Origin of the sequence: Oceanobacillus sp. FSL W7-1309 (genome assembly GCF_038002145.1) — a bacterium.
Taxonomy (GTDB): Bacteria; Bacillota; Bacilli; order Bacillales; family Amphibacillaceae; genus Oceanobacillus; species Oceanobacillus profundus.
Genome location: NZ_JBBOBX010000002.1, coordinates 1,421,480 through 1,448,086 on the forward strand (window position 1 = coordinate 1,421,480; position 26,607 = coordinate 1,448,086).

The 26,607-nt window shown below is 38.2% G+C and carries 27 protein-coding genes and 1 riboswitch; of the genes, 7 read left to right on the forward strand and 20 right to left on the reverse strand.

The genetic code is table 11. The features are described from left to right. Positions 1-72: 72 nt before the first annotated feature. The 16 genes from sufU to NST46_RS19670 all read right to left on the reverse strand — a co-directional run bounded on the left by sufU (position 73) and on the right by NST46_RS19670 (position 15,994). Entirely contained in the window at positions 73-507 is a 435-nt protein-coding gene (gene sufU, locus NST46_RS19595; RefSeq protein ID WP_095309320.1) for a Fe-S cluster assembly sulfur transfer protein SufU, read from the reverse strand. Then, the gene (locus tag NST46_RS19600) at positions 497-1,717 is read right to left on the reverse strand and encodes a cysteine desulfurase (RefSeq protein WP_341137631.1); all 1,221 of its coding nucleotides are present in this window, start codon (positions 1,715-1,717) and stop codon (positions 497-499) included. The genes sufU and NST46_RS19600 overlap by 11 nt, the downstream gene beginning before the upstream one ends. After that, on the reverse strand, positions 1,717-3,027 hold the full coding sequence (sufD, locus tag NST46_RS19605; RefSeq protein ID WP_095309324.1) for a Fe-S cluster assembly protein SufD: 1,311 nt from the start codon (positions 3,025-3,027) through the stop codon (positions 1,717-1,719). Before sufD ends, NST46_RS19600 begins: the two co-directional genes overlap by 1 nt. A gap of 16 nt (positions 3,028-3,043) precedes the next feature. Beyond that, positions 3,044-3,829 carry a Fe-S cluster assembly ATPase SufC gene (sufC, locus tag NST46_RS19610; RefSeq protein WP_095309326.1) on the reverse strand — a complete coding sequence of 262 codons (786 nt, stop codon included), beginning with the start codon at positions 3,827-3,829 and terminating at the stop codon, positions 3,044-3,046. Between the two features lie 220 nt (positions 3,830-4,049). Next, complete coding sequence (locus NST46_RS19615) at positions 4,050-4,202, reverse strand: hypothetical protein (protein WP_341137632.1); 153 nt, start codon at positions 4,200-4,202, stop codon at positions 4,050-4,052. 228 nt (positions 4,203-4,430) lie between these two features. Continuing rightward, entirely contained in the window at positions 4,431-5,288 is an 858-nt protein-coding gene (locus tag NST46_RS19620; RefSeq protein ID WP_095309328.1) for a MetQ/NlpA family ABC transporter substrate-binding protein, read from the reverse strand. A gap of 69 nt (positions 5,289-5,357) precedes the next feature. After that, positions 5,358-6,026, reverse strand: coding sequence for a methionine ABC transporter permease (locus NST46_RS19625; protein WP_095309330.1), 669 nt, complete (start codon positions 6,024-6,026; stop codon positions 5,358-5,360). Further along, positions 6,016-7,047 carry a methionine ABC transporter ATP-binding protein gene (locus NST46_RS19630; protein ID WP_095309332.1) on the reverse strand — a complete coding sequence of 344 codons (1,032 nt, stop codon included), beginning with the start codon at positions 7,045-7,047 and terminating at the stop codon, positions 6,016-6,018. Before NST46_RS19630 ends, NST46_RS19625 begins: the two co-directional genes overlap by 11 nt. A 147-nt stretch (positions 7,048-7,194) precedes the next feature. Then, positions 7,195-7,297: riboswitch (SAM riboswitch) on the reverse strand. A gap of 216 nt (positions 7,298-7,513) precedes the next feature. Beyond that, entirely contained in the window at positions 7,514-7,828 is a 315-nt protein-coding gene (locus tag NST46_RS19635) for a thioredoxin family protein (protein WP_341137633.1), read from the reverse strand. A gap of 75 nt (positions 7,829-7,903) precedes the next feature. Further along, on the reverse strand, positions 7,904-8,260 hold the full coding sequence (locus tag NST46_RS19640; RefSeq protein ID WP_095309334.1) for a toprim domain-containing protein: 357 nt from the start codon (positions 8,258-8,260) through the stop codon (positions 7,904-7,906). Between the two features lie 437 nt (positions 8,261-8,697). Further along, entirely contained in the window at positions 8,698-9,078 is a 381-nt protein-coding gene (gcvH, locus tag NST46_RS19645; RefSeq protein ID WP_095309336.1) for a glycine cleavage system protein GcvH, read from the reverse strand. A gap of 103 nt (positions 9,079-9,181) precedes the next feature. Next, positions 9,182-9,538, reverse strand: coding sequence for an arsenate reductase family protein (locus NST46_RS19650; protein ID WP_095309338.1), 357 nt, complete (start codon positions 9,536-9,538; stop codon positions 9,182-9,184). Between the two features lie 169 nt (positions 9,539-9,707). After that, positions 9,708-10,181 carry a DinB family protein gene (locus tag NST46_RS19655; protein ID WP_341137634.1) on the reverse strand — a complete coding sequence of 158 codons (474 nt, stop codon included), beginning with the start codon at positions 10,179-10,181 and terminating at the stop codon, positions 9,708-9,710. Positions 10,182-10,453: 272 nt separating this feature from the next. Then, positions 10,454-12,238 carry an acyl-CoA dehydrogenase family protein gene (locus NST46_RS19660; protein ID WP_095309342.1) on the reverse strand — a complete coding sequence of 595 codons (1,785 nt, stop codon included), beginning with the start codon at positions 12,236-12,238 and terminating at the stop codon, positions 10,454-10,456. Positions 12,239-12,412: 174 nt separating this feature from the next. Next, the gene (locus NST46_RS19665) at positions 12,413-13,588 is read right to left on the reverse strand and encodes an acetyl-CoA C-acetyltransferase (protein ID WP_341137635.1); all 1,176 of its coding nucleotides are present in this window, start codon (positions 13,586-13,588) and stop codon (positions 12,413-12,415) included. Positions 13,589-13,606: 18 nt separating this feature from the next. After that, positions 13,607-15,994 carry a 3-hydroxyacyl-CoA dehydrogenase/enoyl-CoA hydratase family protein gene (locus NST46_RS19670; protein ID WP_341137763.1) on the reverse strand — a complete coding sequence of 796 codons (2,388 nt, stop codon included), beginning with the start codon at positions 15,992-15,994 and terminating at the stop codon, positions 13,607-13,609. A 289-nt stretch (positions 15,995-16,283) separates the two neighbouring features. Here NST46_RS19670 and NST46_RS19675 point away from each other — a divergent pair, with 289 nt between their 5' ends. From NST46_RS19675 to NST46_RS19705, 7 genes are all read left to right on the forward strand, one after another. Then, positions 16,284-17,249: a metal ABC transporter solute-binding protein, Zn/Mn family gene (locus NST46_RS19675; protein WP_341137636.1), complete on the forward strand. Its 966-nt coding sequence runs from the start codon at positions 16,284-16,286 to the stop codon at positions 17,247-17,249. A gap of 64 nt (positions 17,250-17,313) precedes the next feature. Continuing rightward, positions 17,314-18,069, forward strand: coding sequence for a metal ABC transporter ATP-binding protein (locus tag NST46_RS19680; protein WP_095309350.1), 756 nt, complete (start codon positions 17,314-17,316; stop codon positions 18,067-18,069). A gap of 16 nt (positions 18,070-18,085) precedes the next feature. Continuing rightward, on the forward strand, positions 18,086-18,916 hold the full coding sequence (locus NST46_RS19685; protein ID WP_251660442.1) for a metal ABC transporter permease: 831 nt from the start codon (positions 18,086-18,088) through the stop codon (positions 18,914-18,916). Between the two features lie 40 nt (positions 18,917-18,956). Continuing rightward, positions 18,957-19,370 (forward strand): Fur family transcriptional regulator, encoded by a 414-nt coding sequence (locus tag NST46_RS19690; RefSeq protein WP_095309354.1) that lies wholly within the window; start codon positions 18,957-18,959, stop codon positions 19,368-19,370. Continuing rightward, positions 19,355-19,750, forward strand: a complete 396-nt coding sequence (locus tag NST46_RS19695; RefSeq protein WP_240033734.1) for a fluoride efflux transporter FluC — start codon at positions 19,355-19,357, stop codon at positions 19,748-19,750. The genes NST46_RS19690 and NST46_RS19695 overlap by 16 nt, the downstream gene beginning before the upstream one ends. Continuing rightward, entirely contained in the window at positions 19,747-20,091 is a 345-nt protein-coding gene (gene crcB / locus NST46_RS19700) for a fluoride efflux transporter CrcB (RefSeq protein WP_118888781.1), read from the forward strand. Before NST46_RS19695 ends, crcB begins: the two co-directional genes overlap by 4 nt. A 196-nt stretch (positions 20,092-20,287) precedes the next feature. Further along, positions 20,288-20,734, forward strand: a complete 447-nt coding sequence (locus tag NST46_RS19705; RefSeq protein WP_118888780.1) for an SH3 domain-containing protein — start codon at positions 20,288-20,290, stop codon at positions 20,732-20,734. A gap of 114 nt (positions 20,735-20,848) precedes the next feature. Here the strand turns inward: NST46_RS19705 and NST46_RS19710 are convergent, their stop codons facing one another. The 4 genes from NST46_RS19710 to NST46_RS19725 form a co-directional block, all read right to left on the reverse strand. Then, positions 20,849-21,655, reverse strand: coding sequence for a VLRF1 family aeRF1-type release factor (locus NST46_RS19710; protein ID WP_118888779.1), 807 nt, complete (start codon positions 21,653-21,655; stop codon positions 20,849-20,851). Positions 21,656-21,813: 158 nt separating this feature from the next. After that, positions 21,814-23,109 (reverse strand): hemolysin family protein, encoded by a 1,296-nt coding sequence (locus tag NST46_RS19715; RefSeq protein WP_095309362.1) that lies wholly within the window; start codon positions 23,107-23,109, stop codon positions 21,814-21,816. 387 nt (positions 23,110-23,496) lie between these two features. Then, positions 23,497-24,996: a BCCT family transporter gene (locus NST46_RS19720; RefSeq protein ID WP_095309364.1), complete on the reverse strand. Its 1,500-nt coding sequence runs from the start codon at positions 24,994-24,996 to the stop codon at positions 23,497-23,499. A 283-nt stretch (positions 24,997-25,279) separates the two neighbouring features. Further along, entirely contained in the window at positions 25,280-26,548 is a 1,269-nt protein-coding gene (locus tag NST46_RS19725) for a C40 family peptidase (protein WP_240033733.1), read from the reverse strand. Positions 26,549-26,607: the final 59 nt, after the last annotated feature.

Here is a 26,607-nt window from a genome sequence, read left to right on the forward strand (position 1 = left end):
GGCGATGGAGCTGGACGTGGCTACTCATGCACAAGAAAAACATCCAGCAAAACTTTATATTTTTAAATTCATTTAATCTTGTTGTGCTCCCTTTTCCATTGCCTTCCATGCCAAGGTTGCACACTTGATTCTTGCTGGAAACTTGGAGACACCCTGCAATGCTTCAATGTCTTCCATATCCAATCCTTCTGTATCAATCTCTTTTCCAAGCATCATCTCAGAAAATGCTCTCGACATTTTAACTGCTTGTTCAAGACTTTTTCCTTTAATTGCTTGAGTCATCATCGAAGCAGACGACATACTGATTGAACAGCCTTCCCCTTCAAACTTGGCATCTTGTACAACACCATCTTCAACTTGCATTTGCAATTGAATACGGTCTCCGCATGTTGGGTTATTCATGTCGATTGTTACTGAATCACCTTCAATTTGCCCACGATTTCTAGGGTTTTTATAATGATCCATAATTACTTGTCTGTAAAGTGTATCGAGGTTATTAAAAGACATTCCCAAAATACTCCTTTGTTTTCAACAGTCCATTTACCAGCAGGTCAATATCCTCTTCCGTGTTGTAAAGATAGAAGCTGGCACGTGCTGTTGCTGTTACATCGAGCCATTTCATCAGTGGCTGTGCGCAATGATGTCCAGCACGAACAGCAATTCCTTCTGCATCAAGTGCTGTTGCTGTATCATGTGGATGCACATCATCGAGATTAAATGTAACAAGTCCAGCACGTTTTTCTGGACCATAGATTGAGATACCATCGATCGTGCGTAGTTGTTTCATTGCATAGTCTGCTAATTTTTGTTCATGATCTAAAATAGTTTCATTACCAATTTCATTCAGAAAGTCTATTGCTGCAGCCAGTCCGATTGCACCTGCAATAATTGGCGTACCACCTTCAAATTTCCACGGCAATTCCTTCCACGTAGAGTCATAAAGGTTAACGAAATCAATCATTTCGCCGCCAAATTCAATTGGTTCCATATTTTCTAGAAGCTCTTTTTTTCCGTATAAAACACCAATACCAGTTGGTCCACACATTTTATGAGCCGAAAATGCATAGAAATCACAGTCAAGATCAGCTACATCTACTTTTAAATGCGGAGCACCTTGAGCACCATCAACAAGCATAACCGCACCATGAGCATGGGCAATTTGAGCGACTTCCTTAATTGGGTTAATTGTACCCAACACATTGGAAACCTGTGTCATTGCTACAATCTTCGTATTTGCTGTTACCGTTTCGCGAACAGCTTCTAATGTTATAGTACCATCGCTTTGCAATGGGATATATTTGAGTGTTGCACCAGTTGCTTTTGCAGCTTGTTGCCAAGGGATAATGTTACTGTGATGCTCCATTGGCGTAATCACAATTTCATCCCCTGGTTTCAAAATCGCTCTCCCATAACTGGTAGCAACAAGATTAATTGCTGTCGTTGTTCCTCTAGTAAAAATAATTTCAGCTGTACTGCGTGCATTAATAAATTCACGAACCTTCTCGCGAGCGCCTTCGTATTTATCTGTTGCTCTTGTTCCTAACGTATGAACACCACGATGTACGTTTGAATTATCTTCACGGTAATACGTGTTAACCGCCTCAATAACTGACAGTGGTTTTTGCGAAGTCGCAGATGAATCAAGATAGACTAAAGGATGTCCATTAACTTCCTGATTTAAAATGGGAAACTGTTCTTTAATGGCTTTAACATCCATTAATTAACTTTCCTTTCAATTACTTGAGTCAATTGCTTACGAACAGACTCAATTGGAATTTGAGATACAACAGGCTCAAGGAACCCATGAATAACCAAGCGTTCAGCTTCTTCCTTAGTAAGTCCACGACTCATCAAGTAGTACATTTGTAAAGGATCAACACGACCAACAGAAGCTGCATGACCAGCAGTTACATCATCTTCATCAATTAATAGAATTGGGTTGGCATCCCCTCGTGCTTTTTCACTTAGCATTAATACACGTGATTCCTGCTCCGAATTCGACTTCGAACCACCATGCTCAATTTTACCAATCGCGTTAAAGATAGTAGTCGCACTACCTTTCATAACTCCACGTTGTAAAATAAATGCATCGGTTTGTTTACCGAATTGGCGAATGCTTGACGTAAAGTTCTGTGTTTGTTTCCCACGTCCAACAGTAACAGCTTTAGCCTCTGACGTTGCATTATCACCTAGTAAATAGGTAATGTTTTCGGAAACCGTATTTCCGTCATTCATTTGACCTAATGCCCAGTTAATCTTCGCATCACGTTGAGCTACACCACGACGATTTACATAGGTTGTTGTTCCTGCTGCAAAATGATCTACTGCACCATATGCAACTTGTGCATTATCATGAGCAAATACTTCTGTTACGATATTCGCTACCGTTTTTTGCTCTTCATTGTGAGAAACGTAGTTCTCCAAATAGGTGAGCGAGCTTCCTTCCTCCGCAACGATCAACACGTGGTTGAACAATGCTGTTTCAGGATCCTCTTGCCAGAAGATTGCCTGGACTGGTGCTTCGATTTGAACATTCTTAGGAACATAGATAAAGATTCCACCATTCATTAGTGCTGCATGAAGTGCTGTTAAACGATCCTGGTCAACAGAAACTGCTTCTTTCATGTAGTATTTTTCTACTAAATCACTATGCTCATTCAAGGCAGTAAAAATGTCTGTAAAAATAACACCTTTATCCTTTAAATCTTCATTTAATGTAGAAAATGCAACGGAATGATTTCGTTGAATCAACAAGTTTTCTGCTTTATTTTCTTCATCAAAGTATGCTTGTATTTCTTCAGGCAATTCAGTTGTAGTAGTAACAGCCTGACCTGATGTAAATTCATGTTTGAACGTATTGAAATTCCAATTACGGATATTGGTTTTATCCGGCTTTGGCATTTCAAGCGTGTTTACTTGAGAAAGCGCGCTCACGCGTAATTCAGACATCCACGCAGGTTCGTTTCGTTCTTTTGAAAACTGTTCTAAATAGTCTTTATCAAATGGCAGCTTTGTTTCGACAGTCATTTTACTCCTCCTAACGTTACGCGTTTTGTTCTACTGTTTCGTCTGTAATTCCTAACTCTTCTTTAATCCACTCATAACCTTCTTCTTCTAAACGTTTTGCAAGCTCAGGTCCACCTGATTTCACAACACGGCCCTGCATCATAACATGAACAAAGTCAGGAGTAATGTAGTTAAGTAAACGTTGGTAATGCGTAATCATTAGGCAACCAAAGTCTTCTCCGCGCATTTTATTGATTCCTTTAGATACAATTTTCAATGCATCAATATCTAATCCAGAATCGATTTCATCTAAAATCGCAATAGCAGGATTTATTTGCAATAATTGAAGGATTTCATTACGTTTCTTCTCCCCACCAGAGAAACCTTCGTTTAAGTATCGTGTAGCCATGTTTTGATCAATTTCAAGTAAATCTAAGTCTTTATCTAATTGCTTAATAAACTTCATTAGAGATACCTCATCGCCTTCTTCACGACGAGCATTGATTGCAGAACGAAGGAAGTCAGAAGTTGTTACACCACTGATTTCACTTGGATATTGCATAGCTAAAAACAGACCAGCACGAGCACGCTCATCTACTTCCATTTCTAGTACATCTTCACCGTCAAGGATAATACTTCCTTCTGTAACTTCATATTTGGGATGTCCCATAATTGCTGAAGCAAGGGTAGATTTACCTGTTCCGTTCGGCCCCATTATTGCGTGGAATTCTCCACCCTTTATCGTAAGGTTTACACCTTTTAATATTTCTTTGTCTTCAATCGATACATGAAGATTCTTAATTTCTAAAACTGATCCTGACATAAAACATACCTCCAAGTAAGCTATTTTCTAGTATGAAATGAATTGACATCATTCTCAACTTATTCTCATTACAATCTTAAAGCATTTCAAATTAATTATCAACTCTTTTAAGCGCACAGCTTATTACTGTTTCACCATATCAAATTAGATATAATTGTACAAATAAATAGTGCTGATGTCCGCATATTAAGACACCAGCACAAAGGTAATTATAAGTTTGTTATTTAGCTATTTGACCATCCATTCCTGCCACTAGCATTTTCGCTTCTTTGTATTCCCGTTCTCGTTGTTTTTCTACTTCCAGCCGTTTTTCAAGTTTCCTGCTGTACTCCTCGTAGCAAACATGACGGGACTTCGTCATTCCTTTTTCCATTTCCGAAGTGTAATTCAACCTCAGACCACTGTCAATAGTGAATCATCCTTTCGTTTTGGTTACATAAAATATAGTAACACTAGAAAGGTTCCCTTTACAATTCGGATTTAAACCTCTATGACTGGATTATTCTATATATGAATGATTCATAACGTGAAAACATAGAAACGACATTAAATAATGGCAAATAACGCACGTATCCTTTAAAATGCTATTAATAAATTATAATTACTTTTCGCCTTCCACTGGTAGAACTGCACCATCGTAGTTCTCCATCATAAAGTTTTGGATTTCTTCAGATTTTAGTACTTCAACCAGTTTCTTTAATGCTTCTTTATCAGCATCTTCAGACCTTACAGCAATAACGTTTAAATAGTCAGTTTCTTCGTCTTCAACAAACAATGCATCCTCTAATGGGTTAAGACCTATACCAATTGCGTAGTTTGTGTTGATAACAGCAAGCACATCTTCTTCTGAATTATAAAGCTCTGGTAGTAGTGCCGGATCATAATCTGGTGAGAAAACTAAGTTTTTAGGATTTTCAACAATATCGTCAATTGTTGCAGCGGATTTTTCTACACTTTCATCTAAAGTAATCAAACCTTCCCGCTCAAACAAAGTCAAAATCCGTCCATGATCGGAAACAGAATTGCTTAAAATAACTTCAGTTCCATCAGCAATGTCATCGACTGATGCAATTCCTTTTGAATAAACACCCATTGGTTCTACGTGAATAGCTCCAATCGATTCAATTTCATATCCTGTATCTTCCACTGTTTGATTCAAATACGGAATGTGCTGGAAGTAATTCGCATCTAACGTGCCATTGTCTAAATCATCATTTGGCAATATATAATCCTGATATTCTTCAATATGAAGTGTTACACCTTGTTCTTCAAGTAATGGCTGAGCTTCTTCTAGAATTTCCGCATGTGGTACACTTGAAGCACCTACAGTGATTTCATTTGTTTCTTCGGTTCCTTCTGACGAACCATTATCGGCTCCATCTTCTGATTCATTTCCACCGCCACAAGCAGCTAATATAAGTACAAGTGCGAATGTTACCAGGGCTAAAAGCTTTTTCATTCTGTTTCTTCCTCTCCATCTTGTTTTTATAATTGAAATAGGTTTTCCTATTTTCATCTATTGATAATGTTATCGTTTATCAAGCTTGTTTGTAATAAAGTCCCCAATAAATTGGAAAATAAACACGATAATTACAATAATGACCGTACAAAGAAATACAACATCAAAATCACGTCGTTGGAATCCAAAATAATACGCATAGTTTCCAAGACCACCTGCACCAATCGCACCTGCCATTGCGGTATACCCAATTAATGCAATCGAGGTAACCGTAAGGCCTGATACGAGTGCCGGCATTGATTCAGGGAGTAGAACACGGAAAATGATCGTACGTGTTTTCGCCCCCATCGCTTTGGCTGCTTCAATTACACCTTTTTCCACTTCGTTAAGCGCGATTTCAACGAGTCTCCCGTAAAACGGAGCTGATCCAATAATTAATGCGGGCAGTGCTGCATTTGGTCCGCGAATCGTTCCGATAAGGAAATCGGTAAATGGAAATAGCAATAAGATCAATATAATAAATGGGATGGCTCTAAATATATTCACAAGAGCCGCTACAACAAAATAAATATACTTATTTTTCCAGATGCCGTCTTTTTTCGTTAAATATAGAAGCAATCCTAATAATAGACCGAAAATACATGTACCAATAATAGCAATAATTGTCATGTAAAATGTTTCGTAAGTTGCTTCAACTAAATCCTCGTATTTAATATTTGGGAATAACTCAGCTAACATCCCGGATAACCTCCACTTCGACCGAGGTCTGTTCCTGTATAAAGCTTAATGCTCTATCGAATTCCTCTTGTTCGCCAATAACCTGTACGAATAATGTGCCATATCCGCCAGCTTGTGTTTGGGTGATTTTTCCTTGTAAAATATTTAAATCAATATCAAAACGCTTTGCCAGCTGGCTTATAAGGGTTTGATTTGTAGCCTCACCTAAAAATTGAAGCTTAAGAATAATACCATCTGCATTATTCTCAATAATATTGGTTATATCATCCTCTTCGTCACTTGGTCCCATAATTTGCTGAACAAATTTTTTCGTAACGTCTTGTACGGGATGGGTAAACACATCAAGCACATTTCCCTGTTCAACAATCCGTCCTTGTTCCATGACCGCTACTTGGTTACAGATTTTTCGAATAACATGCATTTCATGTGTAATCAAAATAATCGTTAATCCAAGCTTTTTATTAATGTCGACCAGCAAATTCAAAATCGCATTCGTTGTTTCTGGATCCAATGCAGAGGTTGCCTCATCACATAACAGCACTTTTGGATTATTCGCAAGTGCGCGAGCAATTCCAACACGCTGCTTCTGTCCACCACTTAATTGGGATGGATAAGCTTTTTCCCGTCCACCAAGGCCAACCAAATCAATGAGTTCCTGTACTCGCTTTTGCCTCTCCTGCTTTGGGACTCCTGCAATTTCAAGTGGGAATGCAATATTTGCCTCTACCGTTCTTGACCAAAGTAAATTGAAGTGCTGAAAAATCATGCCGATTCCTTGTCTTGCAAGGCGAAGCTGTTTTGAATTAAGTGTCGTTATTTCTTCATCATCAATAACAATTCGTCCTGATGATGGTTCTTCCAATCGGTTAAGCAGTCTGACGAATGTACTCTTCCCTGCACCGCTGTACCCAATCACGCCGAATATCTCACCGTCAGGGATAGTAAGGGTCAAATCATCAACAGCTGCTATGTCATCATTATTTAGTCTAAAGACCTTACGTAAACCCTCAATCGAAATCACGTTATGTCCTCCTCTTCGTTCTAACTTTTGTGCCTATAAACAAATTCTTTACTGTATGAATGCTGCAATACATTTTTTAACCAAAAAACAAAAAACGTCTTCTGTAAGAGAACAGAAAGACGTCATATCATTAAAAAGTCTCACGTTCTCTCATCTGTCAAAGTTTACTTTGCAGGAATTGGCACCTTTCAAAAGATTGAAGGTTGCCGCGGTTTCAAAGGGCCAGTCCCTCCACCGCTCAAGATAAGAGATAGATCGTATTTGATTTAGCAATTCAGTGACACTATAGTAGCATGCTAAAATACGCGTGTCAATCCTAAATAGGATTAACTTTTGTTAAAGTGAAACTTCAATCAAGAGCTTTTTCTCTCCACTGCATGATAGTACCACAGGAGTATGACTCCAAGCCCTTCCCCACCTTCTAATTTTAACTCTCTCACGCATAGATAGGGGGGATATTAGAGCCTTAATGAGTGGCAAATAATTCTGGCTTATATATCATCAAATAATTATATATATTACCTGTCGATTGAAAGGCATAAACTTTTTCTTTCACTTCATTACCTTCTTTAATTAAAAGGCATGGAACACTTTCAATTTTATTTTCTTGCATAAATTCAGGATACAAGGACGCATTCATCTCATAAAAGATATCTATTCCATGAACAGACTCGATTTTAGCAAGCATTGATCTTGCCACCGTACATGTTCCACAAAAAGGTGTATAAATATAAATTAACATGCGATCCTGTTCCAAACTTTTTTCTGTTATTTGCTGCATTTTTAACCACCTTAAGTTCAATCTATAAGAGGATATTCAAAAAACCCGGTAAATATCCTCTTTTTTGAACACACACTATAATAAAAATATAGGATGAACAGAGAAATGTTTACTCAGTAGTGTGCTTGCAAGTATTTTCTCTGGTGTCGCTGCAACCTCCCGATATTCACTGCTAATGTAAATATGCTCCGCATGCGGTAGCTCACGAGCCAGCTGCTTACGCAATTTCATTCCAGATTTATCCTCGTCAACTAGAATAAACACATCCTTTTCATCCAATTCGTATGTTTCCAGTAATTCATCAAATCGTTCTACACCGAATGTACCATTTGTACATACGATAGTAACCTCATCATTGATGACTTTTTCAATTTGCTTCTTATCTGTAAGCCCTTCGACAATAATCACTTTTTCAAACTCAGTAGTTATCATACATGAGCACTCCTTATGCAAGCAAAAAAGTTGCCTACGTAATTCGCGTTCAAAAGGAGGATGAAAAGACCGAGATCGGGTAAAGTTGCAATGTCCTATCGCAACACGAACACGTCCTGTGTGTGTCGAGGTTCGGTGACGTTGTTACTCTCGTCACGGAACGAATGCAATTAATACGTAAGTATAGAGCTTGAACAGAATGCGAACTTCTACAGGGACGTGAACAATTTTCATAGGAAGTTTTCTTTCGCCAACGTGTTCCACAGGAAGCGGTGACTTCAACGGTCTACACAGCACGTGTCAGGAGTTAATCGAAGAACACCTATCTCATTGTTTCATTTTCACCGGACTTTTTGAACAGCATCTATTTACATACATTATATGATTGAAAGAAGGCTAACTATACACTTTCACACGCGTAAGTTAGCCTTTGGGCATTATTCTTCAGTTAATTCTTGATATGCATCTGCAGATAATAATTGCTCAAGCTCAGCTACATCAGAGGGCTCAACAACAACCATCCATGCTTTTTCATATGGAGATTCATTTACAAATTCTGGGCTATCTTCCAATTCTTCATTTACTGCGACAACTTTCCCGCTGATTGGAGCATATAATTCAGAAACTGTTTTTACAGATTCTACACTACCAAACGGCTCGTCAGCAGTTATTTCGTCTCCTACTTCAGGCAACTCAACAAAAACGATATCGCCTAGCTCATCTTGGGCAAAGTCAGTAATTCCGATACGTACATTTCCGTCTTCCTTTTTTACCCACTCATGTTCTTTTGAATACAGCAAATCTTGTGGCAAACTCATTGTAATCCCTCCATTAATTCATTCCAATTTAACTATACAATTTAACCTTGTATTTTTCTAGTCTTTGTTTGAATTTGAACCCAAGGTTATTCATTAATAATAACTAGAGCCAATTTTCTTGAAATGTTTCTTCTTTAAATCCAACTGTCACCTTTGACCCGTCTGTGACAATCGGACGCTTGATTAACATTCCATCTGAAGCAAGGATTCCTGCCATTTCTTCTACACTTGCATCCATTATTTTCTCTTTAATATTTAACTCACGATATTTCTTTCCACTCGTGTTAAAGAACTTTTTAGCAGGTAAATCACTTTTGGAAATCAATTCAAGCAACTCTTCCTTTGTAGGTGTTTCTTCTACAATATGTATACTTGTATAATCGATGTTATGATCATCAAACCATTTCTTAGCTTTTTTGCATGTTCCGCAATTTGGGTACCAGTAAAATGTTAATGCCATGTACAAATCCTCCATTCCAAACTGTTTAGGAATTATTTTATCATGATTTGTATAAAAATATTAGTATAACTGCTCAGCAATCCAATTCATACTATCCAATAAGTAAAAATTAATATGCCATGAAGAAAACGGATAAAAAACTTTCCGATTTCCTTCATGGCTTTGACATTTATTGTTCTTCCTTTGTTGGACCCATTACACCAGGAACTCGCAATCCTGCTTGACGCAATAGCACGGTCATCTGCCCACGGTGATGGGTTTGATGGTCAATGAGTGTACGTAACAGAGCGCCTCTTGCGACAGATCCTCCCATCGCATTTACATGTTCTTCCAACTTTTCATTTGTTAATGTTTTTTCAACTTGAACTTTAACTGCTGTTGCTACTTTTTTATATGTTTGTACAATTTCATTTGCTTTTTCAGGGGTAGCATTTTTAGTTTCACCAGCGTCTATCTCCACACCTACAAGACCGGCAAAGAATACTGGGCTTGTTGCTAAATGCCACCCAAGCCATCCTAAGGTACTGTGGCCTTCTACAATTGCCTGATTCAGTTTATCATCTGTTAACGATTCAAGGACTGCAATCGTTCCATTTGCAGCATGATTCCAATCGTTCACAAAATCTTCTACAGTACGATACATGATTATCTCTCCTTTGTATTATTTCTGTTAAGTTGAGACTGTACGGGTTTCTTGTTATACACAGCGTAGTGTGTTTACAAGCGGGTATACGCACAATCTATTACTGCACATTAGTGCGCAGTTTCTTACAAATAAGAAAAACTCAAATAGCTATTTCTCTATCAAGATTAACAGTGCAACTATTTTTCATCAAATAATAAACGCTAACAATAATTCGTTCCGTCAATAAACAGAAAATGCCACTCCTGTTTGGTAAGAAGTGGCATAGAATATCAGACGATATATTTCTCTTCTTTTATAATACCTTTAGCAATCTCACGCTTTTTAGCAATGACATTAATTGGTGTATGACGCGTCAGTTTACGTAAGGACGAAAGCATCATTCTTAATGTATCACCTTCCTCGACTGCAATTAATGTTTCTTTTGCATCTGCTTCTATCCGATTAAATGCTTCCTGTACATAAACCTGCGTATACAGCAGTTTTTGCTTGCTCTTTTCTGCTCCGCCTTTGTTAATTGCTTTCTCTGTACGAAGAATTGCCGACTCGATATTGTAAACCTCAGCGACCATATCAGCTAGATTGACGAGGATTTCTTGTTCTTTCTCTAATTTCTGCATATACTTTTGTGCAGCTAATCCTGCACCAAGAAGGACGATTTTCTTCGCGTTACGCAGTAAATACTTCTCCTGCTCCAAAGGTTCTGTACCAACTTCCTCTGGCATCATCATCATTAACTCTTCTTGTAGCCCTTGAGCTTTTTGCAGCAGTGGCAGTTCGCCCTTCATTGCTTTTTTCAGCAATGTTCCAGGAACTAACAAGCGATTAATTTCGTTTGTCCCTTCAAAAATACGGTTGATTCGTGAGTCACGATAAATACGCTCTACTTCATACTCTTGCATAAAGCCGTAACCACCATGCATCTGCACTGCTTCGTCTGCAGTATAATCAAGCAATTCGGTTGCCATGTATTTCGTTATGGAGCACTCAATTTGGTATTCTGCAATTGCACGCGCTACTTCGCGTCCGTCCTTTAATTGTTCCTCCGTTAATGCTCCCATTCGCTGTTCAAATAATCCTACTGTACGATAAACCGCACTTTCGTTTGCATAGATTTCAGAAGCCATTGTTGCCAGCTTTTCCTGTGTTAAAGAGAAGCTGGAAATAGGTGTATTAAACTGCTTGCGCTCATTCACATAAGCTGCAGCAAGTTCAAGTGCACGCTTAGCACCACCAACTCCACCGACTGCAAGCTTATAGCGGCCAACATTTAAAATATTGAAAGCAATAATATGGCCGCGTCCTTTTTCGCCTAACAAATTTTCTATCGGGACCTCTGCATCTTCAAGGATCAGTGTCCGTGTTGATGAGCTTTTAATTCCCATCTTCTTTTCTTCCACACCAGTTGAAACACCTGGGTACTCTCTTTCAACAATAAAGGCCGAGAAATGCTCTCCATCAATTTTTGCATAGACAACAAACACATCTGCAAATGCCGAGTTCGTAATCCACTGTTTCTCTCCGTTTAAAATATAATGCGTGCCAGCTTCATTTAGCCTGGCGGTTGTTTTTGCACCTAGTGCATCTGATCCGGAACTTGGTTCAGTTAATGCGTAAGCAGCGATTAATTCACCAGTCGCAAGCTTCGGCAAATATTTTTGTTTTTGCTCATCATTTCCAAAGAATACGATCGGCAGTGATCCTATCCCTACATGAGCACCATGTGTGATCGAGAATCCGCCTGCACGTGAAAATCTTTCTGTAATTAAGGAAGAGCTAATTTTATCAAGTGCCAGACCTCCGTATTCTTCCGGTACATCAACTCCTAACAGACCAAGTTCTCCAGCTTTTTTTAACAGCTTAACTGAGTGCTCAAATTCGTGATTTTCCAACTGATCAAGTTTCGGCAAAACTTCACTCGTAATGAAATCATCTGTTGTTTTGGCAATCATTTGATGCTCTTCCGTAAAGTCCTCTGGTGTAATAATATCTTCACCAGTTAAATCCTCAACTAAAAATGCCCCACCCTTGAAAATTTTGTCCTTTGTTTCACTCATCCGAATCTTCCTTCCTATTATGGAGTGTTAAACAATCTCGCACACTTCAACATCATGTTTATTTGTTAACTTCAGCAATTTTACTGCAATCTTCATTATTTTCACTGCTAACTCCAGTAATTCCGCTAAGAACTTCAGCTTTTTCGCCTTGATCCTCAGTAGTGCTCATTTCAATTACAAGAGTTCAAAAACCCCAGCTGCTCCCATGCCGCCACCGATACACATAGTGACAATCCCAAATTGCTCGTTTCTCCGTTTCATTTCATGCATTAAGGATACCGTCAGCTTTGTACCCGTACATCCAAGCGGGTGTCCTAACGCAATCGCTCCACCATTTACATTTACTTTTTCCAGATCAAGATCAAGCGCTTGAATAACGCGTAAGGATTGAGAGGCAAATGCTTCATTAAGCTCAAATAATCCAATGTCTGATAGCTCTAACCCAGCAATCTTTAACGCTTTCGGTATCGCCTTAACTGGTCCGACACCCATAATTTCTGGTTCCACACCAGCAACTGCAAACGAGCGGAACTTCAGAATTGGAGTTAGCCCCTCTGCTTCAGCCTTTTCCCGATCCATCACTAGCACAGATGCTGCACCATCACTCATTTGTGATGCGTTTCCCGCGGTTACAGAACCTTTTGCATGGAAGGCTGGTCTCAATTTCGCCAAAATCTCTGTTGTTGTATCTGGGCGCACTCCTTCATCCACTGAAAACGTAAATTGTTTTTCCACTATTTTATTGTTCGAACCGACTTCGCGTTCAGTTACTTCCACTGGAACAATTTCATCGGAAAACTTACCTTCTTTTAACGCTTTTGCAGCACGCATGTGGCTTTGTACCGCAAATGCATCCTGATCAGCACGAGAGATAGTAAAGCGGTTAGCTACTTCTTCTGCTGTATGTCCCATCCCCATATAATAGCCAGGCAATTCCTGAACAAGCTTTGGGTTTGGTTTAATCACATGTCCTCCCATTGGGAGCATACTCATTGATTCTGCCCCACCTGCTATAATTGTATCGCTTGCTCCAACCATAATTCTCTCGGCCGCATAGGCAATGCTTTGTAATCCCGATGAACAATAGCGATTGATCGTAATGCCCGGCACATCATGCTTTAATCCAGCTAGCGCAGCCACATTTCGAGCCATATTCATACCTTGCTCCGCCTCCGGGGTTGCACAGCCTATAATGACATCATCTATATTTCCGGCATATCCTCCTGCGCGTTTTAATGTTTCTTTAATCGTTCGTGCAGCTAAATCATCTGGTCTAGTATTTGCAAGTGAACCTTTAAACGCCTTTCCAATCGGTGTTCTTGCACCTGCAACAATTACTGCTTCTTTCACGGTTTCTCCCCCTTTCAATTAGTTACGTAATGGCTTCCCTTTAACAAGCATGTGCTGCATGCGCTGTTGTGTTAATGGCTCTCCAATCAGACTTAAAAATGCCTCACGTTCAAGATCTAGCATTACTTGCTCGTCAATTTCAGTTCCCTCTTTAATTCGTCCACCTGATAAAACATAGGCCAATTTTCCAGCTATTTTCACATCATGTTCTGATGCATAGCCACTGTACTGCATCATTTTTGCTCCCATCAGCATGGCAGCATAACCTGCGTCACCAACTACCGGAACCTTTTCTCGCTGCGGTTTCCGGTAGCCTGCACTTGCTAGTCCCAGAACTCTTTGCTTCGCATCATATAAAAGATGACCAGGGTTAGTACTAATACGATCATTTGTATCGAGGTAGCCATTTTCAAATGCTTCTGCAGCTGATGTAGAAACCTTTGCTGTAGCTATCTTTTCAAATACATCGTTCGCAACCTTCGTTAAATCAAATGACACACCTTTTGGTAGATTGCGAAGCGCTTTTAAATACAATTCTTTTGTGCCTCCACCACCAGGGATAAGCCCAACACCAACTTCTACTAACCCAATATAGGTTTCAGGAGATGCTTGTATTGCAGCTGCTGGCAGCGATACCTCTGCACCACCGCCAAGCGCCATATTAAACGGTGCTGTGACTACAGGTTTTTCTGCGTACTTAATCGCCATAGTCATATTTTGAAACTGGCGGATAACCATATCTAGTTCAAAGAAATTATCATCCTGCGCTTCCATTAACATCATTGCTAGATTAGCTCCAACACAGAAATTCTTTCCTTGATTACCGATAACAAGTCCTTCGTAATTTTTTTCAACTTCTTCAATGGAATAGTTCACCATTTGAATAATATCCAGCCCGATTGCATTACTTCTAGAATGGAACTCTAATAGTAAGGCTCCATCCCCCATATCAATTAAACTTGCACCTGTATTCTTTTTGATAACCTTATTCGTTTGTTTAAGGCGTTTGATATGAATCTCTTTATGATTCCATTGTTGTTCCTTATATTCACCATTATCAAAGTAGTGGACAGTTCCTTCCTTCTCTTGATAAAAGGATTCCTTTCCGTTCTCAAGCATTGAATGCACCCATTTGGGTATATCTGCCCCTTCTTTTTGCATGCGTTCTACAGATTCACGAACTCCAATTGCGTCCCAAGTTTCAAATGGACCAAGCTCCCAGCCGAAGCCCCATTTCATTGCTTGATCAATAGAAATAATGTCATCCGCAATTTCTCCTAAAAGCTCTGCTGAATAAAGTAGCACTGGCTTGATAACTGACCAGACAAGGTCACTTGCCTTGTCACCAGGATTTGAGATAAGCGCTTTCATTTTATTTCGAGATCCCTTTGCTTGCTTAGCCATCTCTGTAGCAGCAGTTTTCAGCTTCTTACGCTCTTCATACTTCATCGTTTTTGAGTTCAATTCATAAATATCACGACCTTTTTTGATAAAAAAGCCTTGACCACTTTTGGCGCCGTACCAGCCTTTTTCCAGCATGTCATTCATAAAATCTGGTATAGTAAATAATGCTTTTTCGGGCCCTTCGACTTGGTCATATACATTTTTTGCGACGTGACTAAATGTGTCAAGCCCCACCACATCCAACGTTCGGAAAGTAGCGCTTTTGGGTCTACCAATTAACGTTCCTGTCACAGAATCAACCTCGCCAACCGAGAAATTCCCTTTCAACATCTCCCTTACCGTTACTAGCAAGCCATACGTCCCAATCCGGTTTGCAATGAAATTCGGTGTATCCTTTGCTTCGACTACACCTTTTCCAAGCACATCTTCCCCAAAACGTTTCATGAAAGCCAAAACCTCTGGGTCGGTATGAACAGTTGGGATAATCTCCAATAGCTTCAAATAGCGTGGCGGGTTGAAAAAGTGCGTTCCTAAAAAGTGCTTCTTCATATCTTCTGAACAATCTGCAATCATTGCTTCTACAGAAATCCCAGATGTATTGGAGCTTACAATCGCTCCCTCTTTGCGATACTCATCAATTCTAGCGAAAACCTTCTTTTTCACCTGCAAGTTCTCTACCACTACTTCAATAATCCAATCAACTTCAGCAACTTTTCCCATATCATCTTCCATGTTTCCGATTGTAATATTTTCCAGACTTTTATTTGTCGTGATAGGCGATGGTTTCTGCTTAAGCAATGCTTTTTTACTTAGAGCCGCGATTCGATTTCGAACTTCAGAGTCTTCTAAAGTAAGACCTTGTTGCTTTTCTTCTTCCGTTAAATCTGGTGGCACAATATCAAGCATCGTCACAGCTATTCCCAAATTTGCTAGATGCGCAGCAATCCCAGATCCCATCACACCCGAACCGAGAACTGCTGCTGTTTTTATTGAATGCTTCAACTTTTCATCCCCCAATCCAATATTGAATGAATACTCATTCATTTTAATCCAAAAAATAAAAGACAGTTTCCTATCCATCTAATTTATACTATAAACGAATATCTGACATTTCGCAATAAATTTAATTAATTTTTTATAGCATACCATAAGCGCTAAATAGGTTTAGAGTTTTCCCAAACCGTACCTATGAATTTATTCTCGTCGTAATCATTCCTATTTACAAAGCGTAATGATTACGTTATGATAGGAAAGAATTATTTATTTTATTGTTTATGAAGGGTTTGTATACATGAAAATTTTAAAAAATCTTATATTCCTCATTATATTAAGTATATTTATTGCTGGTTGTAGTTCAGCTGACGAAAGCTCAAAAGCAAATAATGAACAGCTTGAAATATACACATCCATCTATCCAATCCAATACGCTATTGAAAGAATTGGCGGGGATAGAGTAGAAGCTAAAACCGTATATCCACCAGGTGTAGATGCGCACTCCTATGAGCCTACGACAAAAGATATTACTGCCCTTGCAGACAGTGATGCATTCATTTATTTAGGCGCTGGAATGGAGAGTTTCGCTGAAAGTGCCGCAGATGCACTAGCCTCTCAGGATGTACAATTAATTGAAATTGGAGAACATGAAGAGCTCTTCCATGTTGAAGAATCACATCATGATCACGATGCAGATTCAGAAGAGAGCCATGACCATGAGCACGATGGGCATAGTCACGGTGACCATGATCCACATATTTGGATTGATCCACTTCGAATGATTGAAATGGCAGCCATTATAAAAGACGAGCTAATTGAGCTTAACCCTGACAAGGAATCCTATTACAATGAAAACTTTACTTCATTGAAAACAGATTTGCTTGCACTAGATGAAACATTCCAAGAAACATTAGAAGCAAAGGAAAATAAACACATTCTCGTTTCGCATGCAGCTTTCGGCTATTGGGAAGAGCGCTATGGAATAGAGCAAATCTCAATTAATGGATTATCTTCTGCTAGTGAACCTTCGCAAAAAGAATTAACTGAGATTATTGATCAAGCGAATAGCTATGATCTAGACTATATTATTTTTGAACAAAACAGTTCCAACCGTGTCTCTGAAATTATCCAGAATGAAATTGGTGCTGACGTCTTAATAATTCACAATTTATCTGTTTTAACAGAGGATGATTTAGATAATGGTGAGGATTATTTATCCTTAATGCAATATAATCTCGATGTTCTTGACCGAGCAACAAAATAATCACTTTATTAGCATCTGTTTTCTATGCAGATGCTTCCTTCATTTAATAGAAAGAGGTGTCAACATGGAATATCCTGCCGTAACAATGAAAAATGTTAGTTACGCCTATGAAAATAAAACTGTACTTGATCACATTAACTTTGAGGTTCCTAAAGGGGCTTTCATGGGAGTTGTTGGGCCGAATGGTGGTGGGAAGACAACCCTGATTAAGCTCATTCTTGGATTACTGAAGCCTGACAAAGGATCCATTAACATCTTTAATGAAAACGGAGAAAAGCTTCAAGATCGTAATAAAATTGGATTTGTTTCTCAAAAGGCAAACGCCTTTAATAAAGGATTTCCCGCAACCGTATATGAAGTAGTTTCCTCCGGGCTTACAGCAACAATCGGTTACTTCAAATTTTTTAATAAAACACATAAAGATAAAATACTACATGCAATCGATCAAGTTGGAATGCTTGATTACGCATATGAAAATATCGGCAACCTTTCCGGAGGGCAGCAGCAACGGATCTTTATTGCCCGTGCACTGGTTAGTGATCCCGAATTAATTATTCTGGACGAGCCTACAGTTGGTATCGACTATGAAAATGTTAAACGATTTTATGAGCTATTGCACCAATTGCATCAAAAACAAAATAAAACATTGTTGCTGGTAACACACGATACGGGCACCATGACAGAATATGCTACAGATATCGTTTGTCTCAATAAAACATTACATTTTCATGGAAAACCAGAAGAATATACGTCCTTAACCGAAAAGGACTTGTCACAATTTTATGGTCATCCCGTAAATATTGTTAGCCACAATCATTGATTTTGGAGGAACTATTATGCTAGCAGACTTTTTTCAATATGATTTTTTACGATACACATTTTTAACGGGATTGCTTATTGGGGTTATCGCTCCGCTCCTCGGTACCTTTATCGTAGTGCGGCGCTTATCTTTAATTGCAGATGCATTGTCCCATGTAACTTTAGCTGGAATCGCCTTTGGACTAATGGCAGAAAAGAAGTTTGGACTAATGATTGGACCATTATATAGTGGTATGGCCTTTTCCGTTCTTGGATCCATTCTCATCGAAAAGCTCCGTTCCGTGTATAAAGCTTTCCAGGAGCTTGCGATTCCAATTATTTTATCCAGCGGAGTTGGATTAAGCGTCATTTTCATTTCTGTTGCTGATGGCTTTAATACGGATTTATTTAATTATCTATTTGGGTCAGTCTCAGCTGTTAGTCAAAATGACTTTTTGATGATACTTACGATCGCAATTTTTGTTATACTAGTAGTAGTACTTTTTTATAAGGAGCTTTTCACATTATCTTTTGATGAAGAGCATGCAACGATATCAGGACTACATTCCAAACAGATTCATTTACTTTTTATCGTGCTTACTGCACTGGTTATTGCAGCATCGATACGAATAGTCGGTGTACTGCTTGTTTCCGCATTAATGACATTACCAGTTGCGGCAAGTATGCGACTTGCTAAAGGTTTTAAACAAATGATGCTCTTATCGATCTTGTTTGGAGAGCTATCCGTCATTATTGGACTCATATCGGGATACTATTTATCCATCCCACCAGGTGGTACGATTGTAATGGTATCCATTATAATTTTATTAATTGCTATTGGAATAAAACGACTTAAAATTCGTGTTTGAACTGCCTCTTAGCCCAAACGAATACAGGAGGGGATTTAGCGTGAACATCAATGAAGCGATTGATTTATTAAAAAATAAAGGCTATAAAACAACAGGGAGACGTAAAGATATCCTCGCATTTTTTGAAAAGGCTGATGGATACCGTACTGCCAAGGATTTAATCAATCATTTGGAAGAAACGTATGAGGGTATCAGCTTCGATACAGTCTACCGTAACCTTCATTTATATAATGAAGTAGGAATACTTGAAACAACAGAACTAAATGGTGAGAAACAATTCCGTATGAATTGCACACATCATCACCATCACCATTTTATCTGTAATGCCTGTGGAAAAACAAAGGAAATTGAAGTTTGTCCAATGGATGAAGTGCAGCAAACACTTGCCAACTATGCTATTGAAGGACATAAGTTTGAAATTTACGGTTTATGTCCACTATGCCAAAGCGCATGAGTGTAAAACTGTTCTTATTTGTAGGGGCAGGCGGTATGCTTGGTACAGGGGGGCGTTATTGTATTTCCTTGCTGTTTGGAGATACAGACGGATACCCCTTTGCTACATTAACTGTAAATTTAATTGGATGTTTTTTGCTTCCTTTCCTTTTAAACCATCCAAATGTCAAACAAAAGTTAGCACCAGAATTATTAACGGCACTTACTGTCGGTTTGATTGGGTCATTTACAACCTTCTCTACACTAGCTGTAGAGACAGCTAGATTATGGAATGAAAGTGTTACGATGGCTATTGGTTATATTATGATTTCTTTTTTAATCGGGCTTGCATTATGTTTTCTAGGTTATCGTATTTCTACTAGAAAGCAGGTAAACGAATGAATTTACTACTCGTCGCACTTGGTGGTTTTATCGGAAGTATTGCTAGGTACTCTATCTCGCTTAAATTGAATAAACGAATATTTTCTACATGGATTGTCAACATAAGTGGCTCCATGTTTTTGGCGTTTTTATTTAAATTCAACCAAGATGGAATGATTTCTAATAGCATTTGGCTATTTCTTGGTGTAGGTTTTTGTGGAGCATATACTACGTTTTCAACTTTTGGCAATGAAACATTAAACCTTCTAGTGAAAAAAAGATATTGGAAGGCTATCAGCTATGTCTTCAGTTCATTTTTTGTTTCCATCGCCGTAGTTCTGATTATTCTTCGATTGTTTTGATTCTTTGATTTCTTCTTTTCCTTTTTCTATTATTTCATGTATACTATCTTCTAGATAATAGTTTTTGTGTGTTCAAAGAAAGGATGAAAATGACCATGGCTGCCTGCAGACATTTTGGTTATTAATCATGGGTCCACTGTTTCCGCGTGTCATTTTCATCTAACTTTTTGAACTACCGCTTTAGGAGTAGTGAGAAATGGATAGAAAAAAGGGAATTATTTTTACAATATTACTTATTTTAACGGCACTATTTATTGGGTTTGTTGCCATCATGCAGCATAATTTTATGAACCCAGACTTTGCTGCTAATGAAGATCAGGATATGGCGAACGCTACGAACAATAGAACAACGTCTACAAATGAAGACGACGAAAATAATACTTCTGATCAGTCGAATGATAACAAAGATAATAAGCAATTAGAGGATGAGGAGGAGCCTGAAGAGACTACCTTTTCAACTCGTTATGTTACAGCTGATCAATTAAATGCGCGCAGCGGTCCTGGCGCAGATTATGATATTGTTGGTCTCGTAACACTAGATCAAGAAGTAGAAGTTGAAGATGATGGTAACGAATGGGTTAAAATAACAACCCCAGATTTTACAGGCTATGTGAATGAGAAATATCTGAGTGAAGAAGATTAGGTTTCATCGTAAGCGTCGTATTTCATTTATACAATGCATAAGAGCGCACAAAAAAATGTCTAAGCGAAATCCGCTTAGACATTTTTATATACTTAATTCAGTTCAACCCCTACCCTACCCTAGCACTTCATGCATCACTTTTGATTCCTCATGGTCAAGCATATTTTTCTGTATAATTTCATCGACCGGTTTGTTCATTTGGTCTGTAAGTACGTTGGATGCACCATTCTCACCTACAACATATATTTTCTTCCAATTTCTATCCTTTGCCTGCTTGTCTATTTTGGAAGCAACTTCTTTATACCAGCGATGTTGGTTCACTTCATAACGAGCCTCAAATTTATCCGTCTGCATATTAGTGGAACCTAGACCTGTCGTTCCAGAAGTACCTTTACGAGGACCTTGCATCACTCGCCATGTGTCTGTTTCCACATCAAGTTCATAAGAGAAAGTGTCTTCAATTTGATTAAGATAAGAATCGATAATTTTTATTTGATTTTGTTGTACGAGAATGATCCCTGTTTTTGGGTAACTCTCCTTTAGCTTTCGAAGCTGATCTAACTCTGGGGTTTCTTGCCAATAAAACTCATTCTCTAATCGGATTTGAACGATTTCTGCATACCACACTTCTTCATCAGCAGTTGCAAATACAATAATTCCTTTTTGTTGCTGTTGCTCGTTTTCCTTAATAAACCGATCTACCTTTTTCTTTACAGCTTGAAAATTGTTTAGCTCCTCTTTATTATCCCCTTCTTTTAAATAACTTTCAAAATTCCGCATGCCATTTTTGAAATGGATTTTCCACTCTCCACCTTGCTGATCTGGATCAGCTGGATCTGTATTTAAGTACATTGTAAAAACCTTATTACCATTTTCTCTATTTACACTTTCCAGTTCTTTTAATTTAGCATTTATATCCATAGGCAACCTCCTAAAAGAAAATGTACTATTCCTTTAACCTAAATTAACTTCATTTAAACCTAAATGCATATGCTATGGATAAAAATAGAACGGTTCAGGTAAATCTATCGTCAAGCAAAAAAGACAAACCCTTAAAGAGCTTGCCTTCTTTTCATGCATTATAATTTTGCAATTTTAATTCGCTTAATCTGATAGCCATCTTTTTCTTCAAGAATAAACTCATAGCCATCATATTCCATTACTGTTCCAACTTCGGCATCCAGGTTATTTGTAAAGAACCAGCCACCGATTGTATCGACTTCATCATCTGCAAGGTAAATATTTAAAAGCTGATTTACCTCTTCCAGGCTAATTTTTCCCGAGACAAGATGTATGTTTTCGTCGACTTGTTCTACATCTGGCATCTCATCTTCGTCAAACTCATCTCGGATATCTCCCACAATTTCTTCAAGTATATCCTCAACGGTTACAAGACCTGCCGTTCCACCATATTCATCATTTACAATAGCCATATGGATTCTTTCCTTCTGCATTTTGAGCAAAAGCTGCTTAATCGGTGTGGCTTCTGATACATGGATAATTGGACGAATAAATTTCTCAATTGTATTTGGTCGATGCTCATCAAACTTACCAGTAAGAATCTCTTTTAAATTTACTAATCCGATAATGTTATCTTTATCCTCATCGGCTACAGGGTATCTCGTAAATTGCCCCTCGCGCATAATATCAAGATTTGCTTCGAAAGTGTCCTCTTTTGAAAAATAAATCATTTCCGTTCGAGGAACCATTATTTCCCTTGCTACACGTTCATCAAAATCAAAAATGTTGTTCACGTACATCATTTCTGATTGATTGATTTCACCACTCTTATAGCTATCTGCAAGAATTAAGCGAAGTTCTTCTTCACTATGAGATTCTTCATGACCGCTCATAGGCTTTAATCCTACAGCCCGTGTTAAGAGTCGTGCCGAACCGTTTAAGAACCAAATGAATGGGTAGAGTAAACGATAAAACCACATTAGCGGCCTGGCAACAAAGAGGGTCACCTGCTCTGCTTTTTGAATTGCCAATGTCTTTGGTGCAAGCTCTCCAATAACAACGTGGAGAAATGTGGCAAATGCAAAGGAAACTATAATTGAAAGAGTCGTAACTAGTGCATCGCCAATTTCAAAAACACCAAACAACGGATGAAGCAATCGCTCAAATGTTGGTTCTGCCAAACGCCCGATACCTAATGCTGTAATTGTGATACCAAGCTGACAGGCTGATAAGTATTCATCTAAATGTGAAACAACCTGTTTGGCATAAATCGCCTTTTTCTTACCGTTTTCAATATGTGGTTCAAGTTGTGTACTACGCACCTTTACAATGGCAAATTCTGCCATTACAAAAAAAGCGGTCATTGCAATTAGTACAGCAACTGCAAGTAAATTCACTATCGTGGATATGTCCAATTAAGGTCCTTGTGTGTGACACACAAGGACTTCACCTCCTGATTTCTAAAAATTAAGTATAATTATATTGAAACTCCGTACATTGATGATTCAACACATAGGTAAAAAATACATTCACCAAATCATTGCTGAATCTGTTATATTGTTTTACCTTCCCACATGAATCACCCACTTCCCTAAAATGATTATAATATATTTGAAAATATGAGTCTATATTTAACGAACAATTAACAAAGTAAATTTTATAAAGCATTTTGCTGCCTCTCAGTATAACGATTCTTATGAAATCATTCTTCGCTATAGATATGCCGTTTATACACTAAGTTCTCTAGAAAACGCCAATTCTCCTACTAAAAAAACAGCTGGACATTCCAGCTGTTTTCATAATCATCGCTTCTTCTTATCTCTAAAATCTTTCGATAAAGTCCTTAGAAATGCGATCATCATTATAAGAATTATAACCGTTAATGGTAATGCTGAAGTTAATGATGCAGTTTGCAATGCCTCCAGGCCACCTGCCATCAGTAGTACAACAGCTATTGCGGTAATTAAAACACCCCAGATCACTTTCGTAATAATAGAAGGGTTTATACTTCCTTTTGAGGTCATACTCCCTATTATATAGGTTGCAGAATCTGCAGAGGTTACTAAAAATGTAAAGATAAGCAGAACAGCTAATGCTGAAGAAATTGTCGATAATGGCAACGTCCCAAAGGTTTCAAATAGTGCTACTGCTAAATCTACATCTACAGCCTCCGCTATTTGTGTTCCGAGATTTAAATCACTGTAGAGCGTTGTTCCTCCAAATACAGCTATCCATAAACAGGCAATTGCAGGGGGAACTACAAGTACACCGAAAATAAACTCTCTTATCGTTCTACCTTTCGAAACTCGTGCAACAAAAGCACCTACAAATGGGGACCAAGATATTGCCCATGCCCAATAGAAAATCGTCCACTCGTGTACCCATGTACCACCTTCATATGGTGTCATTCGCAAGCTATACTGAACAAAGTTGGTCAAGTAATCTCCTAACCCCAAAACAAAGGTTTCTAATATAAATACTGTTGGTCCCGCAAAGAAAACAAATAATAGCAATAATAGACATGCTGCAAGATTAATATTACTTAACCATTTCATCCCTTTATTTAAACCTGTTATTGAAGAAGATAAGTAAGTAATGAGCATTACTAAAGCAATAACAATTTGAATTCCGATTGAATTCGGCATTCCGAATATCGAAGTCATCCCACCATTCATCTGTAAAATCCCAAGTCCCAATGAGGTTGCAACTCCCATGACTGTCGCTATAACTGCAAAAGAGTCGACTGTGTTTGCAACTATTTTTTTCGATCCGACTATAGGACGAATCGAAGTGGAAATAAGACCATTTTTATCTTTTCTAAATTGAACATAACCAATGACAAGTCCAACAATAGCGAATACAGACCACTGGCTAATCCCCCAGTTAAAGAAAGCATACCCCATTGCTACTCTCGCTGCTTCTGGAGTTTGGGGATCAAGTCCAGGAAATGGTGTGTTTAAAAAGTGGCTCATCGGTTCTGCAACTCCCCAGAACACAAGACCAGAACCAAATCCTGTGGAGAATAGCATACCAATCCAGGTAAAGAAAGGATACTCCGGCCGAGAACTTGCGTTTCCGAGCCTTAGCCTTCCGTATTTGCTTATTGCAAGAACAATTAAAAATGCAATAAAACTAAATACAGCAAGTAAATAAAACCATCCAAAATTCGTAGTCGTAAAATTAAATAGCGTCTCAGCGACTTTGCCAAATCGTGAAGGCGCAACGGCTCCGATAATGACTAATAAAAAAATAACAATAGCTGAAACAAAAAATACCGGATTTAAAAATGCTCTATTTTTCATATGTATGTTCCTTTCGTCAGCTGCAAGTTTTACTGTAAAATCTCTTGCTATTACAGCATATATAATATATCCTACTTGATCATAGTCTAAACCACTTTTTGTTTTCCGAAGCGGAATCAGATATTAGCATGGAGAATAGAATAAACAAGCTTAAATATATACGAAAAAAACATTAGAAAACTTGAAATCCAAAATAAGTCTACTAAAAGATAATAATTAAATACTTCCGTACATAGAAAAAACCATTCTGAATTCCTTCAGAATGGTTTTTTCTATTACTTTATTATTTTACACTTCGAACATGACCTGCGAACTTGCTTTCCCAGTAACCACTTGTCATATCAGCAACAGCTAATCCCGTAGAATTTTGTGCGCCAATAAATTTACCGCCACCAAGATAGATTCCAACATGCCCGTTCTTTTTATAGGTGTCAAAGAATACGATATCTCCAGGCTGCATATTGCTAGAAGAAACTTTTGTACCTGTTGTCGCTAAGCCTGTAGTGCTTGATGGAATAGAAATTCCTGCTTGAGCAAATGCCCAGGATACGAATCCAGAACAATCAAATCCTCCTGGACCTTTGCCTCCCCATACATATGGTGTTCCAATATGAGAGAATCCAGCATTAATTGCCGTACTAAGATTGCCAGATGCTGCAGGTCTTGATGTTGATTCTTTGCTTAAAGTTTGTAACTCTCCGCCAGATGCAGCTTTTTCAGATGAACCTGTATCTGTATTTCCAGTTGCATTAGCACTTGCAACTTCTGTTTCTGGTGCAGGCTCTACTGCTGCTTGTAAACTAGTTTTCACTTCTTTTTCTAGTGTTGCAAGCTTGGAGTCTTCTACCTGAAGCTCATCTTTTAATACGCGTAAGTCATTTTCTTTTGCTTTAAGTGTATCTTTTTTATCTTCATTTGATGCTTTTTGTTCTTCAACTAAGGCAAGCATTCCTTCAATTTCAATCTTCATTTCATTTAATTCGTCTAATTTCGCAAGTACAGCATCCTGTTTTTCTTCTACAGCAGCTTTATCTTCTTCCTGCTTTTTGATTAATGAACTATCAGACTCTGAAATTTTATTTACTGCTGAAACACGGCTAATAAAGTCACCAAAGCTTTGGGATCCGAAAATTACTTCAAGGTAACTGATATCCCCACCACTTTGCTGATAGGATACAGCGCGTTCCTTCAATATTTCAAAACGCTTTTCGATTGCTTTTTCTAGTTCCTTAATTTCCTTTTCTAATTGAGCTACCTCATCTTCTTTCTCAGAAATAGCTTCATTTGTATTATCCATTTGCTTTTGGTTTTCTTTTAAGGCTTTATTTACCTTTTCAATTTCTTCATTTAATTTCTCTAAATCTATTAAAACCTCTGCTATTTTACTATCAGCATCAGATAGGTTTGCTTTAATTGCATCTCGCTCTTCTTGAATTTGTGCTTGCTTGTTTTCAATATCTTGAATGGATTCTGCCTGGGCTGATACAGTGAATAAAGTACTACCTAAACCAACCACTGCAACAGTGGATAACGCCATAAATGTCTTTCTCAACTTTCATTTCCCCGCTTCCCATTTCACACCGCAAAGCTCTTTTTATGTAGTCTTCTATG

Excerpts from the sequence above, each read along its gene's own strand:
- sufU (WP_095309320.1), bottom strand. The coding sequence starts at position 507 with ATGTCTTTTAATAACCTCGATACACTTTACAGACAAGTAATTATGGAT.
- NST46_RS19600 (WP_341137631.1), bottom strand. The coding sequence starts at position 1,717 with ATGGATGTTAAAGCCATTAAAGAACAGTTTCCCATTTTAAATCAGGAA.
- sufD (WP_095309324.1), bottom strand. The coding sequence starts at position 3,027 with ATGACTGTCGAAACAAAGCTGCCATTTGATAAAGACTATTTAGAACAG.
- sufC (WP_095309326.1), bottom strand. The coding sequence starts at position 3,829 with ATGTCAGGATCAGTTTTAGAAATTAAGAATCTTCATGTATCGATTGAA.
- NST46_RS19615 (WP_341137632.1), bottom strand. The coding sequence starts at position 4,202 with ATGGAAAAAGGAATGACGAAGTCCCGTCATGTTTGCTACGAGGAGTAC.
- NST46_RS19620 (WP_095309328.1), bottom strand. The coding sequence starts at position 5,288 with ATGAAAAAGCTTTTAGCCCTGGTAACATTCGCACTTGTACTTATATTA.
- NST46_RS19625 (WP_095309330.1), bottom strand. The coding sequence starts at position 6,026 with ATGTTAGCTGAGTTATTCCCAAATATTAAATACGAGGATTTAGTTGAA.
- NST46_RS19635 (WP_341137633.1), bottom strand. The coding sequence starts at position 7,828 with ATGCAGCAAATAACAGAAAAAAGTTTGGAACAGGATCGCATGTTAATT.
- NST46_RS19640 (WP_095309334.1), bottom strand. The coding sequence starts at position 8,260 with ATGATAACTACTGAGTTTGAAAAAGTGATTATTGTCGAAGGGCTTACA.
- gcvH (WP_095309336.1), bottom strand. The coding sequence starts at position 9,078 with ATGAGTTTGCCACAAGATTTGCTGTATTCAAAAGAACATGAGTGGGTA.
- NST46_RS19650 (WP_095309338.1), bottom strand. The coding sequence starts at position 9,538 with ATGGCATTAACATTTTACTGGTACCCAAATTGCGGAACATGCAAAAAA.
- NST46_RS19655 (WP_341137634.1), bottom strand. The coding sequence starts at position 10,181 with ATGTATCGTACTGTAGAAGATTTTGTGAACGATTGGAATCATGCTGCA.
- NST46_RS19660 (WP_095309342.1), bottom strand. The coding sequence starts at position 12,238 with ATGAGTGAAACAAAGGACAAAATTTTCAAGGGTGGGGCATTTTTAGTT.
- NST46_RS19675 (WP_341137636.1), top strand. The coding sequence starts at position 16,284 with ATGAAAATTTTAAAAAATCTTATATTCCTCATTATATTAAGTATATTT.
- NST46_RS19680 (WP_095309350.1), top strand. The coding sequence starts at position 17,314 with ATGGAATATCCTGCCGTAACAATGAAAAATGTTAGTTACGCCTATGAA.
- NST46_RS19685 (WP_251660442.1), top strand. The coding sequence starts at position 18,086 with ATGCTAGCAGACTTTTTTCAATATGATTTTTTACGATACACATTTTTA.
- NST46_RS19695 (WP_240033734.1), top strand. The coding sequence starts at position 19,355 with ATGCCAAAGCGCATGAGTGTAAAACTGTTCTTATTTGTAGGGGCAGGC.
- crcB (WP_118888781.1), top strand. The coding sequence starts at position 19,747 with ATGAATTTACTACTCGTCGCACTTGGTGGTTTTATCGGAAGTATTGCT.
- NST46_RS19705 (WP_118888780.1), top strand. The coding sequence starts at position 20,288 with ATGGATAGAAAAAAGGGAATTATTTTTACAATATTACTTATTTTAACG.
- NST46_RS19710 (WP_118888779.1), bottom strand. The coding sequence starts at position 21,655 with ATGGATATAAATGCTAAATTAAAAGAACTGGAAAGTGTAAATAGAGAA.
- NST46_RS19720 (WP_095309364.1), bottom strand. The coding sequence starts at position 24,996 with ATGAAAAATAGAGCATTTTTAAATCCGGTATTTTTTGTTTCAGCTATT.